Source organism: Chitinophagales bacterium, from assembly GCA_017303835.1.
GTDB lineage: Bacteria > Bacteroidota > Bacteroidia > Chitinophagales > Chitinophagaceae > JAFLBI01.
Map to the genome: position 1 here is coordinate 2,164,170 of JAFLBI010000001.1, position 13,806 is coordinate 2,177,975.

At 43.8% G+C, this 13,806-nt stretch carries 12 protein-coding genes; 6 read left to right on the forward strand and 6 right to left on the reverse strand.

The annotated features are described in order from the left end of the window. The first annotated feature begins 81 nt into the window (after positions 1–81). The 5 genes from J0L83_09690 (at position 82) to J0L83_09710 (ending at position 7,843) form a co-directional block, all read left to right on the forward strand. Entirely contained in the window at positions 82–699 is a 618-nt protein-coding gene (locus J0L83_09690) for a TetR/AcrR family transcriptional regulator (protein ID MBN8664836.1), read from the forward strand. Then, entirely contained in the window at positions 696–2,108 is a 1,413-nt protein-coding gene (locus tag J0L83_09695) for a TolC family protein (GenBank protein ID MBN8664837.1), read from the forward strand. The genes J0L83_09690 and J0L83_09695 overlap by 4 nt, the downstream gene beginning before the upstream one ends. Positions 2,109–2,131: 23 nt before the next feature. Next, on the forward strand, positions 2,132–3,328 hold the full coding sequence (locus J0L83_09700) for an efflux RND transporter periplasmic adaptor subunit (protein ID MBN8664838.1): 1,197 nt from the start codon (positions 2,132–2,134) through the stop codon (positions 3,326–3,328). Between the two features lie 46 nt (positions 3,329–3,374). Continuing rightward, positions 3,375–6,914, forward strand: a complete 3,540-nt coding sequence (locus J0L83_09705) for an efflux RND transporter permease subunit (protein ID MBN8664839.1) — start codon at positions 3,375–3,377, stop codon at positions 6,912–6,914. A gap of 131 nt (positions 6,915–7,045) precedes the next feature. Then, positions 7,046–7,843 (forward strand): TIGR00266 family protein, encoded by a 798-nt coding sequence (locus tag J0L83_09710; protein ID MBN8664840.1) that lies wholly within the window; start codon positions 7,046–7,048, stop codon positions 7,841–7,843. Positions 7,844–7,878: 35 nt separating this feature from the next. On the opposite strand, the gene J0L83_09715 is transcribed toward J0L83_09710, so the two are convergent. After that, positions 7,879–9,024, reverse strand: coding sequence for an aminotransferase class I/II-fold pyridoxal phosphate-dependent enzyme (locus J0L83_09715; GenBank protein ID MBN8664841.1), 1,146 nt, complete (start codon positions 9,022–9,024; stop codon positions 7,879–7,881). Between the two features lie 159 nt (positions 9,025–9,183). On the opposite strand from J0L83_09715, the gene J0L83_09720 reads away from it, so the two are divergent. After that, complete coding sequence (locus tag J0L83_09720; protein ID MBN8664842.1) at positions 9,184–9,345, forward strand: hypothetical protein; 162 nt, start codon at positions 9,184–9,186, stop codon at positions 9,343–9,345. On the opposite strand, the gene J0L83_09725 is transcribed toward J0L83_09720, so the two are convergent. The 5 genes from J0L83_09725 to rpsI all read right to left on the reverse strand — a co-directional run bounded on the left by J0L83_09725 (position 9,342) and on the right by rpsI (position 13,803). Beyond that, entirely contained in the window at positions 9,342–10,640 is a 1,299-nt protein-coding gene (locus J0L83_09725; protein ID MBN8664843.1) for a TolC family protein, read from the reverse strand. The genes J0L83_09720 and J0L83_09725 overlap by 4 nt on opposite strands. 58 nt (positions 10,641–10,698) lie before the next feature. Then, the gene (locus tag J0L83_09730) at positions 10,699–11,415 is read right to left on the reverse strand and encodes a UMP kinase (protein MBN8664844.1); all 717 of its coding nucleotides are present in this window, start codon (positions 11,413–11,415) and stop codon (positions 10,699–10,701) included. Positions 11,416–11,522: 107 nt separating this feature from the next. After that, entirely contained in the window at positions 11,523–12,362 is an 840-nt protein-coding gene (locus J0L83_09735) for an elongation factor Ts (GenBank protein ID MBN8664845.1), read from the reverse strand. A gap of 100 nt (positions 12,363–12,462) precedes the next feature. Continuing rightward, entirely contained in the window at positions 12,463–13,323 is an 861-nt protein-coding gene (gene rpsB / locus J0L83_09740; GenBank protein ID MBN8664846.1) for a 30S ribosomal protein S2, read from the reverse strand. A 90-nt stretch (positions 13,324–13,413) separates the two neighbouring features. After that, the gene (gene rpsI / locus J0L83_09745; GenBank protein ID MBN8664847.1) at positions 13,414–13,803 is read right to left on the reverse strand and encodes a 30S ribosomal protein S9; all 390 of its coding nucleotides are present in this window, start codon (positions 13,801–13,803) and stop codon (positions 13,414–13,416) included. Positions 13,804–13,806 lie beyond the last annotated feature (3 nt).

The window sequence follows — 13,806 nt, forward strand, 5'->3', positions numbered from 1 at the left end:
CAAATAATTAATGAAAAAAAACTGCGGAAACTTTTGTTACGATTTAAGTTTCCATAGTTTTGCCCTCCTTTTTACAGGTATATGGAAACCAAGGACAGAATCGCCACCAAAGCCCACGAGCTATTTCTCCGCTATGGCATCCGCAGCATTAGCATGGATGAAATTGCCGCACATCTGGGCATCAGCAAAAAGACCATTTACCAGTTTTACGAGGATAAAGACAGCCTGGTAGAAGCGGTCATAGATATTGAAATTCAAATGAATATGAAAGATTGCTCCCTTTGTCTGGAGCAATCAGACAATGCCATTCACGAAGTATTTCTGGCGGTGGATATGGTTCAGGAAATGCTGAAGGGTATGAACCCCTCCATCATTTTCGATCTGGAGAAATACCACCCCAAGGCTTTCCGGAAGATGAATGAGCACAAAAACGACTCTTTCAGCAGAATCACCAAGGAGAACATCGAAAGAGGTATGCGAGAAGGCTTGTATCGCTCAGATATCAATGCTGATATCATGAGCCGCTTCCGTGTGGGTACCATGTTCATGATTCTCGCACCGGACATGCTGCTGTCTAAATACAATCCGGCAGTGATCCTGCGCGAAATGACCGAAAACTTTCTTTTCGGTATGGCTACACCTAAAGGCACAGAACTGATTCAACAATACAAACAACAAAGACTAAAAGCAACACAATGAGAGCAAGCAACCTGAGATTCATCCTCTGCATGGCCCCGCTGCTGTTGTTTCTTCAGACCGAAGCACAGACCAAAAGAACTGTATCGGCGAAAGAAGCGGTAGAGCTGGCTTTGCAGCAGGTGAACGATTTAAAAAACCTGAAGCTGGACTATGAGGCCCAGCGCGCCAAAAACAAGGAGATTGAAGGATCTGCTTATCCGCAGATCAGTGGTACCCTCAGTACCCAGCATTTCTTTGCAATCCCTACCCAGGTATTACCAGATTTCATTTCACCTTCTGTGTATGGTGTGTTAACCAAAGAAGGCGTGAAAGATGGCAATGGTAATCCTATTCAGATGCCCGGTTCATTCGGTACCATTCCCGCACAATTTGGTGTGCCCTGGCAGGCCAGTGCAGGATTTACTGTACAGCAATTGCTGTTCCAGGCTGATGTATTCGTGGGTTTGAAAGCCAGAAAAACTGCCATGGATTACGCCAGCGCGAACGTACGTGTAGGTGAAGACAAAGTGCGTGAGAATGTGTACACTGCCTATTACGCAATTCTGATTGCACAAAAGCAACAGTATTATGTAAATGAAAGCAAGAAGCGATTGGAAAAGTTGTTGTACGACATGACAGAAATGTACAAGAACGGCTTTGTAGAGAAACTGGATATTGAAAAAACACAGGTATCGCTGAATAACCTGACCACAACTAAAGCCCAACTGGACAACCTATTACAGATTGGCTATGCCAACCTGAAATTACAAATGGGTATTCCACAAGCAGACACGCTGGAACTCACTACGCCGCTGAGCCCAACAGAAGTGAAGCAGGATATTCTTTCTGATGAAAATTTCCGCTACGAAGACCGAAACGAAGTACAAGCTTTACTGAAAGTGAAGAAACTACTTGAACTGGATGTACAACGCAATCAGCTGGGTAGAATTCCAACAGTTGCTGCATACTGGAACTACAGTCAGAATGCCTTGCGTCAGGATTTCAATTTCTTCAAACGCGGTAGTGCTTATCCCTGGTTTCCTACTTCAATCGTTGGAGTGAATATCAACGTACCAATCTTCTCAGGCTTTGCCAGAGATCAAAAGATCAAGCAAGCAAAGATTGCTTTGGAAAAGCATAACAATACCATCAACACAGTTGAACAGGGCATCGACCTGCAGAAATTAGCAGCTAAGAAAAACTTCATCACCAATATTGAGCAGATGGATGCTGCTGAGAAAAATATGCAACTGGCCCAGAATGTGTACAATACCACCAAGAAAAAATATGAGCAAGGTATTGGCAGCAGTTTTGAAGTGCTTACCGCCGATACGGAGCTACAAACTGCACAGAGTAATTATTTCAACGCACTCTACAATGCGGTGCTTGCAAAGATTACTTACTTCAAGGCTTTAGGAAAACTTAATTAAACCAACACTCAACACAGATTTATATGATACGTAATTATACCATCGCAATCGCAACAACAGCTGCAGTACTGTTCAGTGCCTGTGGCGGCGATAAAGCCACCGGCGGACTGGAGGCTAAAAAAGATCAGTTGGCAAAACTGAAGAAAGAGCACGATGCACTCAACACACAGATATTGAAACTGGAAGCTGAGATTGCACAGGCTGATACCTCAAAAGCAAATGCGAATGCAAAACTCGTTGCTGCTGCTACTCTGAATGCAGAGCAGTTTGTTCACTATATCGATCTACAAGCAAGAGTAGATGCTGATGATATTTCTTATATCGCTCCACGCGGCATGGGTGGTGTGGTAAAACAACTGCTGGTGAAAAAAGGTGATTTCGTGAAGAAAGGCCAGTTGGTAGTGGTACTGGATGATGCCATCATGAAGCAGAACGTAGCTGCTGCCAAGCAAAGTCTGGAAACCATTAAAGTACAATTGGATTTTGCCAAGAATCTTTTCCAGCGTCAGAAAAATCTCTGGGATCAGAATATTGGTACAGAAGTACAATTGCTTTCTGCCAAGAACAATGTTGAATCATTAGAGAAAAACCTGAAAGCTGCACAAGAGCAAGTGAAAGTAGCAGAAGAACAACTGAAGACAAGTCTGGTGTATAGTGATGTGAGCGGTGTTGCTGATGAAGTGAATGTACGCATTGGTGAAGCATTCGTTGGTGCTACTGCATTGGGTCCGCAAATCAAAATCGTAAATACCAACAGCCTGAAAGTGATTGCTGATGTTCCGGAGAATTATCTCGGTAAAGTAAAGCAAGGTACTCAGGTGAAGATTGTGTTACCCGATCTCAGCAAAGAATACAACTCAACCGTTTCCTTAGCTGGCAGAACCATTAGTGCTACTACCCGTGCATTTGAAGTGGAAGCCAAGATTCCGTTTGATGCCAATATCAGACCTAATCAGTTGGCCAATATCAAGATTCAGGATTATGCTGCAAATAATGCCATCGCTATTCCGGTAAATACTGTACAAACAGATGAGAAAGGCAAGTTTGTCTATGTAGCAGAAAAAGAAAATGGCAAACTGGTCGCTAGAAAGAAAGCCATTACGGTTGGTGAACTCTACGGTACCAGAATTGAAGTGAAGTCTGGTTTAGCTGTAGGCGTACAATTGATCACAGAAGGCTATCAGGATTTGTATGATGGTCAGGTGATTGAAATCAAATGATGAATCGCCTTCAGGCAGCATTACCTGAAGGACCAAAACACTTATTATGAGCGTATTAAAAGATATCACGCAAAAATTCAAAGAGTTCAAGCCTACCAGCTGGGCGGTGGATAATCGTACAGCCATGTACATTATCACCATCATCATTACCCTGATGGGCTTGCGCACTTTCAATACCTTACCAAAAGAACAGTTCCCTGATATCGTGGTACCCACGATCAGTGTGTCTACTATTTACTTTGGTACTTCTCCTAAAGACATGGAGAATCTGGTTACCAGACCCATCGAAAAACAAATCAAGGGCTTAACCGGTGCCAAGATCAAAAAAGTAAACTCAATCTCTCAGCAAGACTTCAGCTTAATCACTGTAGAATTTGAAACCGATGTAAATGTTGACATCGCCAAAGACAAAGTGAAGAATGCTGTTGATCGTGCAAAGACAGACTTACCTACCGACCTCACTGTTCAGCCAAACGTACAGGAATTTACATTTAGTGAACTGCCTATCATGTTTGTAAACGTGAGTGGTGATTACGATGCGGTTAAACTGAAAGAGTATGCAGACAAGCTGCAGGATCGCTTTGAAGAATTACCCATGATCAGTAAAGCAGAGATCGTTGGTGCACCTGAAAGAGAAATCCAGATTAATGTTGACAAAACCAAAATGGAAGTCTCCAAGGTTTCTTTCAACGATATCGCGCAAGCCATCGCCAATGAAAACAGAGATGTGAGTGGTGGTCTGGTAGAAGTAGGTAATATGAATCGTTCACTGCGTGTGAAAGGTCAGTTTGTTTCTGCCATGGAAATGCAGAACATTATTGTCAAGAATATCTACGGCCAAGCGATTTACCTGAAAGACATTGCACAGGTAATTGATACGGTAAAAGAAAAAGAAAGCTATAGCCGTCTTGATAGAAAGAATGTAGTTACAGTCAATATCGTGAAGCGTGCTGGTGAGAACCTGATTGAAACTGCAGACAAGGTAAAAGAGATTGTAGCAGAAATGTATAAGGCTAAGGAATTACCACAGAGCCTGAAAGTAAGTTTCACAGGTGATCAGAGCAAGCAGACCAAAACTTCATTCAATGAACTGGTGAATACCATCATCATTGGTTTTGTGCTGGTATTGGTAATTCTGATGTTCTTCATGGGTGTAACCAATGCCTTCTTCGTGGCATTGAGTGTGCCACTCTCTGTATTTGTTGCCTTCTTATTCTTACCACTGGGTGATTATATCGCAGGCACTTCTATCACGTTGAACTTTATTGTACTCTTTGCCTTACTCTTTGGCTTGGGTATCATTGTGGATGATGCGATTGTGGTGATTGAAAATACACACCGTATCTACGCCAATGGCCGTGTACCTGTTGTACGCGCCGCCAAAGAAGCAGCCGGTGAAGTATTCATTCCTGTATTAGCTGGTACAGTAACTACACTGGCACCCTTCTTCCCGCTATTGCTTTGGGAAGGTATCATTGGTAAGTTCATGATTTATCTACCAACGATGCTGATCCTGACATTGTCGGCATCCTTGATTGTGGCCTTCATTTTCAACCCTGTTTTTGCAGTATCAACCATGAAGCCGGAAGGACATGAGTTTGATGAACCAAAGAATGCCATCTTCAAAAAATGGTATTGGTGGTTGTTTATTGCATTGGGCTTATTGCTACATCTTGCCGGATGGCATGGTTTTGCCAACTTCCTTTTATTGCTCGCTATCCTGGCAGTAATCAATAACTATGTACTGAAAGCTGCGATTTATAAATTCCAGCACAATTTCCTGCCGCGCTTGATGGATCGTTATGAGAAATTATTGCGCTGGGCATTACAGGGTACCAGACCCGCATGGTCTGTTGCCTTCCTCTTCCTGCTCTTCCCTGTATCATTGATGCTGGTGGTATTGCGCGGACCAGATATTCAGTTCTTCCCAAGCGGTGATCCGAATATCATCTATGCCTACTTGAAAATGCCGGTTGGTACCAAGACAGCTTACACAGATAGCGTGACAGCCGTGTTGGAAAAGCGGGTATTTGATGTGTTGGGCGAAAACAACCCCATCGTAGAAAGCGTAATCAGCAACGTAGCTGTTGGTGCAACCGATCCTAACGATCCGAATAAGAGCACACAAAGCAACCTGGGTCGTATTCAGATTTCTTTTGTGGAATTTGAAAAACGTCATGGCCAAAAAACCATGCCTTACCTGGATTCTATCCGCGCTGCGGTGAAAGGTATTCCTGGTGCGTTGATTACTGTTGACCAAGAACAAGGCGGACCTCCCACCCAGCCTCCTGTAAACATTGAAGTGATTGGTGAGGATTTCGAAGCCATTGCCAGTACGGCAACATCATTAAAGAACTATCTCGATACGGTTCGTGTTGAAGGTATTGAAAACCTGAAACTGGATATTGATCTCAGCAACCCTGAAATCAGTGTGAATGTGGATCGTGAAAAAGCTTTATTGGTTGGTTTGAGCACAGGACAAATCGGTTTTGAATTGCGTACGGCCATCTTTGGACGTGAAGCCAGCAAATTGAAGATTGATGAAGATGAATACAAGATTCAGATTCGCTACAACGATTTGCAGCGTAACAATATCACTGATCTGATGAACATGAAGATCACTTATCGTGATTTCACAACTGGTCAGATTAAGCAAGTACCATTGGGTGCTGTTGCAACCGTTGATTATACAAACACTGCAGGCGGTATCCGTCGTAAAAACTACAAGCGTGTCATTACACTCTATAGTAACGTAACTGGTGGTTACACACCATTTGATGTGAACGAAAGACTCAAACCTGTATTGAACGAGTTCAATGATAAATACAAACCAGCCGGTGTTAGCATCAAACAAACCGGTGAGGGTGAAGAGCAGGCTGAAACCATTTCTTTCTTAGGCTGGGCCATGGCCATTGCCCTTGGTTTGATCTTTATGACATTGGTACTGCAGTTTAACTCGCTCAGTAAACCATTCATCGTATTGAACGAAATCTTCTTCAGTATCATTGGTGTACTCCTCGGTATTGCAGTAACCAAGATGAATGTACCAACCATCATGGTGGGTGTAGGTGTGGTAGGTTTGGCAGGTATTGTGGTGAAGAACGCCATCCTATTGATTGAGTTTACAGATGAACTCCGCGGGCGTGGCATGCGTTTACGTGAAGCAGCGATTCAGGCTGGTAGAATTCGTATCATTCCTGTATTGTTAACTGCTTTGGCAACCATGCTGGGTCTGATACCACTAGCAGTTGGTTTCAATATCGATTTCGTATCACTGTTCCAGCATTTGAATCCGCATATCTTCTTTGGTGGTGATAGTGTGGTGTTCTGGGGACCATTGAGCTGGACCATAATCTATGGTCTGATCCTGGCCTTCTTCTTAACACTTACCATGGTACCAAGTATGTATATCATTGCTGAAAGATTGAAGCGTCCGATGGAAAGATTCTATGGTACCAAGTTTATCGCCTTACTTGGTTTCTTAGGTCCCTTCTTCTTCATCTTCGTTGGACTAATGTTCCTCGTGAGAAGAATCCAAGGCAAAAAAGTATGGATGGGTCAGCTGAAACCAGCCCCTTCCAAATAAACAGCAGTTGGCTTTGATGAGCATATAGCCGTTCCTCCGGGAGCGGCTTTTTTTATACTGTTGGTGAACCGACTGTAATAATTTGTAGCAAGGCACTACTTACAGCTTGCTAATTTTATCAAAACAAGAATATGAGAAGCAATCACGAAATAGACTACCGCATCTTCGGTGAAGAAATGCAGTATGTAGAAGTAGAACTGGATCCGAACGAAACAGCTATTGCTGAACCCGGTGCGTTCATGATGATGGACGATGGTATTCAGATGCAAACCATCTTTGGTGATGGTAGCCAGCAACAACAAGGTGGCTTACTTGGCAAATTATTTAGTGCCGGTAAAAGAATGCTGGTAGGTGAAAACTTATTCATGACTGCATTCACCAATACCGTGCAAGGCAAGAAACGCATCAGTTTTGCCTCCCCTTATCCCGGTAAAATTGTTCCCCTGGATTTGCAAGCGCTTGGTGGCCGAATCATTTGTCAGAAAGATGCTTTTCTCTGTGCTGCTAAGGGTGTGAGCATCGGCATTGAGTTTCAGCGTAAGTTGGGTACAGGCTTATTTGGCGGTGAAGGTTTTATCATGGAAAAACTGGAAGGTGATGGCATGGCTTTCTTACACGCCAGCGGCTTTGTGCAAGAGAAAACTTTACAGCCCGGCGAATTGCTGAAAATTGATACCGGTTGTATCGTTGGCTTCACTGCCGGTGTAGATTATGATATCCAATTTGTAGGGGGCATTAAGAACACCTTATTTGGTGGAGAAGGCTTGTTCTTTGCTACACTGCGTGGCCCTGGTAAAGTGTGGATACAAAGTTTACCTATCAGCAGATTGGCCGGCAGAATTCTTGCCTATGGTACGTATCAACGAAAAGAAGAAGGTTCAATCCTCGGCGGCATCGGCAATATGCTCGATGGCGATGGATGGAGATAAGATAAAAAAGTCCCGAGTGCATCGGGGCTTTTTATTTATAACCGAATCAATTGTTCTACTGCTTTATCCAAAGTCTCTTCCCGCTTCGCGAAGCAGAAGCGAATCACCTGATCATCTTTACCATCTTTATAAAACGCTGAGACAGGAATGGTGGCAATACCAAACTCCTTTGTTAAACGCACTGCGAAGTCTTTATCATTTTCATCGCTGATGCCAGCATAACTGTAGCACTCAAAATAACTGCCGTGCGATGGAATGCATTGCAATCTGGTTAATGCCATCAGCTTGCGGAAATAATCGCGCTTTTGCTGCAGCATGCTTCCTAATGTGAGATAGGCTTCTTTGTTTTGAATATATTCAGCCAATGCTATCTGCTTGGGTGTGTCGCAACAGAAACCATTAAACTGATGCACTTTTCTGTATTCCTTCATCAATGCAGGGCTGCTTATGCAATAACCCAATTTCCATCCGGTACAGTGATAGGTTTTGCCGAAGGAGAAACACACAAAACTTCTGTGCAGTAATTCAGGGTAGCGTAGGATGCTTTGGTGTGGAATACCATCGAAGATCAAGTGCTCATAGACTTCATCACTCAAGATCAGGATTTGTGTATTGCGCACAAGCTCCATTAACTGCAACATGTCCGACTCACTCAACACCGCACCGGTTGGATTATGTGGTGAGTTGATCATGATCATGCGCGTCTTTGGATTGATGGATTCCTTCACTTTATCCCATGGAATAGAATAGTTCGGATAGTTCAGTGGAATGCGCACAGCTATGCCGCCATTGATTTCAATATTGGGAATATAACTATCGTAAGCAGGTTCAAACACAATTACTTCATCTCCCGGTTGCAGCACGGTAGTCAAAGCTGTGTAAATCGCATAAGTACCGCCAGGAGTAATCGTGATATCTGTATCGGGATGTATTTCTGTTCCATACAACATGGCCACTTTGGCTGCAATACGTTCGCGCAGCAGAGGCAATCCGGCCATATGCGTGTATTGATTGAAATTATCGCGCATGGCTTTGGCTACTAAATCAGTCAGATCGCTACTCATCGGAAAATCTGGAAAGCCCTGACCGAGGTTCACAGCACCGTGTTCAAGGGCCAATTGGCTCATCACCGTAAAGATGGTAGTACCAACGGTTGGCAGTTTAGACTGAATCAAAGACATCAGGTTGATTTTACTGCAATATAGTTGATGTAATGCAGGATAGATAAGGATTTCAGCCAATTGTTAAGGAAGTTCGAAAAAGACTTTTCACATCTTTATGTGATGATGAACGGTGTAACGAAATGCTTCATTTGCCGTCAAATATGCAAACAAAACAAAATGAAAAAGATCAATTTTATCAGTTACGCTTTTATCATCCTGATGGTACCAATGGTCATGGTTGCTTATCTCTCTGGCAGTACACCTGCAGCTAAACAATCTGTGCAAACAGAACAGGAAACAGCAGTAAAATCTGTGAAACCAGCGGGTAGCCAGGCTTAATCCTTGAGCAGGGTACTGGACAAACGCTTGAGTTCTATTTCAGCCACTTTGGCTGCATAACTCAGGTTAACCAGTCTGTAACCGGCATCTTCAAAGCTCTTTTGCGCTTCACGCACATCAAGGATTGTTGCTTGATTCAGCTTATAACGCTCCATGATTAAATCAAGCAGGGTTTGTGCAGTTGCATAGTTCTTTAGTTCTGCATCACGTTGCTGCAAGGCATTGCGATAGCCCTGATAAGTTCTTACTGCTCCGGCTTCCAAAGCATTTACGAGATTGTCTCTTTGTAAAGTGGCGTTCTTCACATCAATGCGGGCTGTTTTCTCCTGACGCTTGAGAATACCACCATTGTACAATGGCATTTGCAGGTTGATACCGGCAAATGGACCATAGCTTTGGTTGAGTATGAATAAACCAGCCTGACTATAGTTACGGCTGTAATTAAACCCTGTATTGAAACGAATGGCCGGATAACGCTGTGCCTGAATTTCCTTTTCTGCTTGTTCGCTCACACGAATCATCTGATTGGCAGATAATAATTGTGGATTCAATGGAATCATCTTCATCACACTATCCAGTACGATAGATTTATCAACCAGAATCGTATCCTGAATATCAATTTTCAGATCCGGCTTCAGGTTCATGATGTTCAGCAAATCTGTCTTTGCCTGATCCAGGATTAATTGCTGTGTTTGCAGTTCCTGCTTACGCGCATTCAAATCAACCTCAGCCTGATAAATTTCTACATTATTGGATAAGCCGGCTTCTTTCTTGGCTTGCAAAATTTCTAAGCGCTTTGCAGATAGTTCAATGGATTCACGGATGGTTCTGAAATAACTCTGCTGGCGAACGATATCATAATACTTCACCATGGCTTCTGCCACCACATTCTGAATCTGTGCATTCAGTTGTTCCTTACTCATCAGCTCCAATTCCTGCAAACGCTTTTGCGTTGCTTTTACCCGAAAACCATTGAAGAGTAAAATACTGGCCTGCACATTGGGTGTTAAGGTATTGGCACGCGCACCTGCACGCTCAATAGTATTACCGTTGTTCAGTTTTTGGTTAACGCTGGTAGAGTTCTCGTTATAGTTGGCATTCAGGTTAACAGTAGGTAATCCGCCGGCATTCCCAATATTGTTGTTAATGCTGTTGATCTCCAGATTGTTTTTCGCAATCTCGATATCCAGCGAATTTTTAAGGGTTGTGTTCACCACATCTGTGAGTGTGAACTTTTGCTGGGAATATGCTGCAAAACTGAGCAGCATTGCGGATAGGAATAGTATACGCCTCATGTTGGAGTGAAGTTAGGATGCCCTCCCCTTGCCGGAAAAAAAATTACGTCAGCGGTAATCAGCAAACCAAGGTGCCTACATTCATACCCTGCACCACACTCATGAGGTTACCGGGCTTATTCATGTCAAATACAATGATAGGCAGTTTGTTTTCCATACAAAGTGTGAAAGCGGTCATATCCATCACTTTCAGGTTTTTGCTGATACAATCCTGAAAGCTGATTTTTTCAAATCTTGTTGCAGTAGGATCTTTCTCGGGATCTGCCGTATAGATTCCATCTACACGCGTTCCTTTCAGAATCACATCTGCTTTCATTTCAATCGCACGCAGTGAACCTGCAGTGTCTGTTGTAAAATAAGGGTTACCTGTACCAGCACCAAAGATCACAACACGACCTTTTTCCAGATGGCGCATTGCCTTACGGCGGATATAGGGTTCTGCAACCTGCTCCATATTGATAGCGCTCTGTAAACGGGTATACACACCAATCTTTTCCAGCATGGCCTGCATAGCCATACCATTGATGACAGTAGCCAGCATACCCATATAATCGCCATGTGCACGTTCAATACCACTTTCTGCTTCATTCATACCACGGTAGATATTACCCCCACCAATTACAATCGCCACCTGTACACCCAGATTGATGACTTCTTTGATATCCTGAGCGTATTGCTCAATAATCTTTGGATTAAATGGATCGCCGTTACGCTGATCTCCTAAAAGGGCTTCACCGGATAATTTAAGCAGAATGCGTTTGTACCTGGGTAACATGTTGTGCAGTTGTTTCGCTGCAAAGAACCTGTTTTTTTGAAAGAATGCCAAACGAAAAAGGGACGCAGTTGCGTCCCTTTTCTATATGCCGATATACTTGTATCGAATTAACCCAGTGCTACACGCTTGAAAGCGGTTACTGTTACGTCGCCCGCAGACTTCAAGTAAGCTTCTACTGTAATGCCACCATCCTTCACGAAAGGCTGCGCCAGCAAAGTGTTCTCTTTGAAGAAAGCATTCAGTTTACCTTCAGCAATCTTAGAAAGCATTTCATCAGGCTTACCAGCCATCTTAGGATCAGCTTTCATTGTTTCAATAACAATGGCTCTTTCTCTTTCGATGGTTTCAGCAGGGATGCTGTTGGCATCTACAGCCAGCGGATTCATCGCAGCAATTTGCATCGCTACATCCTTACCAGCTTCAGCTGCTTCTTTATTCAAAGCAACCAATACGCCCATTCTGTATGCACCGTGGATATAAGAAGCCACGTAAGGTGCTTCTACACGCTCAAACTTAGCAACACCGATCTTTTCACCGATTGCAGCCAGCTTGTCGTTGATCATATCAGCAACCTTAGCACCATTGATGGTTACTTCGTTCAGTTCTTCAACGCTCTTCACATCGTTGGCAACAGCTGCGTCTGCAATGCTCTGTGCAAATGCAACGAAATCAGCATTCTTGCTCACGAAATCAGTTTCGCAACTGATACATACAACGAAACCAGTTTTGTTATCTGCAGAAGTCTTAGCAATTACCACACCTTCTTTTGCTTCACGATCGCTACGCTTAGCGGCAACTTTCTGACCCTGCTTACGCAACCAGTCGATAGCTGCTTCAAAATCACCATTGGTTTCTGTTAATGCTTTACGACAATCCATCATACCGGCACCTGTGGCCTGACGGAGCTTGTTGATATCAGCGGCTGTAATAGCTACGGCTGTACTCATAATAATTATGTTTAAGATGTTATGTAGAGATATATGCGAATTGGGTCAGTAATCAAACAGTGTACTGAATGACTAATGACCCAATCACTATCTGATGCAATTATTTACCAGCTGGTCTGCGTGTAGCAGGAACGCGACGCTTAGGTGCGTTACCACCACGACCCTTACCACCACGGCCTGATTCTGCTTCAGCTTCAGCCAAGAGACGCGCAGCTTTACGCTCGTTCTCATTGGTATCATCAGAAGAATCATCATCATCTTTTGAAGCCTGACGCTCAGCCAGACCTTCAGCGATTGCTGCAGTGATGTAGTTGGTGATGATTGCGATACTCTTGGTAGCATCGTCATTCGCAGGAATAGCGAAGTCTACTTTATTAGGATCGCAGTTTGTATCAACCATACCGAAGGTTGTAACACCCAGGCGCTTGGCTTCAGCCAAAGCGATGTGCTCGTGACCGATGTCAACGATGAACAAAGCTGCTGGCAGACGACCCAGCTGAGCGATACCACCCAGTACTTTTTCCATTTTGTCTTTATCGCGGCTCAGTGTCAGACGCTCTTTCTTGGTCAGGCTTTCAGCGCTGCCATCATTCAGCATCTTCTCAATGCTCTGCATCTTCTTCACGCTCTTACGAACTGTGTTGAAGTTTGTGAGCATACCACCCAACCAACGCTCAGTAGCGTAAGGCATGTTTACACGCTTAGCGCACTCGCTCACGATTTCTTTGGCCTGCTTCTTCGTAGCTACAAACATGATCTTCTTACCGCTCTTCGCAATTTGCTTCAGGGCAGCTGCAGCTTCCTGCAGGTGATCAACAGTTTTGTTCAGGTCAATGATGTGAATACCTTTCTTCTCAGCGAAGATGTAAGGCAACATCTTGGGGTTCCACTTCTTACGCAGGTGACCAAAGTGTACACCGGCTTCGAGTAATTGCTGTTGCAATGAAGTGTTATTTTCCATTGTATGATTTGTATAAAAGTTTCAAAATTAGTTTGTCGATAGTCTCGCGAACCATGGACCATCGACAATGGACCATGGACACTGCTGCGATTAACGCTTGCTGAACTGGAAGCTTCTGCGGGCCTTTTTGTGACCGAACTTCTTACGCTCAACACCACGCGGATCACGCTTCAGGTAACCGGCTGCTTTCAAAGCAGGACGGAACTCTGGGTTGATCTCGAGCAATGCACGGGCAATACCCAATTTTGCAGCTTCAGCTTGACCTTTCAGACCACCACCGGCAGCGTTGATGAGTACATCAAACTTACCTACCACATCGGCAGTCTTTAAAGGCGCTTCTACCTGATTCTGCAGGTATACCAGCGGAAAATATTCTTTATAGTCCTTGTCGTTTACAGTGATCTTACCGTCACCCTTGCTGATGAACACACGGGTAACCGCTTCTTTACGACGACCAACTGCGTTTTTTTGTTTTTCCATTTA

Coding starts and splice junctions, on each gene's coding strand:
- J0L83_09690 (MBN8664836.1), top strand. CDS start 82: ATGGAAACCAAGGACAGAATCGCCACCAAAGCCCACGAGCTATTTCTC.
- J0L83_09705 (MBN8664839.1), top strand. CDS start 3,375: ATGAGCGTATTAAAAGATATCACGCAAAAATTCAAAGAGTTCAAGCCT.
- J0L83_09725 (MBN8664843.1), bottom strand. CDS start 10,640: ATGAGGCGTATACTATTCCTATCCGCAATGCTGCTCAGTTTTGCAGCA.
- J0L83_09700 (MBN8664838.1), top strand. CDS start 2,132: ATGATACGTAATTATACCATCGCAATCGCAACAACAGCTGCAGTACTG.
- J0L83_09695 (MBN8664837.1), top strand. CDS start 696: ATGAGAGCAAGCAACCTGAGATTCATCCTCTGCATGGCCCCGCTGCTG.
- J0L83_09710 (MBN8664840.1), top strand. CDS start 7,046: ATGAGAAGCAATCACGAAATAGACTACCGCATCTTCGGTGAAGAAATG.
- rpsB (MBN8664846.1), bottom strand. CDS start 13,323: ATGGAAAATAACACTTCATTGCAACAGCAATTACTCGAAGCCGGTGTA.
- rpsI (MBN8664847.1), bottom strand. CDS start 13,803: ATGGAAAAACAAAAAAACGCAGTTGGTCGTCGTAAAGAAGCGGTTACC.
- J0L83_09730 (MBN8664844.1), bottom strand. CDS start 11,415: ATGTTACCCAGGTACAAACGCATTCTGCTTAAATTATCCGGTGAAGCC.
- J0L83_09715 (MBN8664841.1), bottom strand. CDS start 9,024: ATGTCTTTGATTCAGTCTAAACTGCCAACCGTTGGTACTACCATCTTT.
- J0L83_09720 (MBN8664842.1), top strand. CDS start 9,184: ATGAAAAAGATCAATTTTATCAGTTACGCTTTTATCATCCTGATGGTA.
- J0L83_09735 (MBN8664845.1), bottom strand. CDS start 12,362: ATGAGTACAGCCGTAGCTATTACAGCCGCTGATATCAACAAGCTCCGT.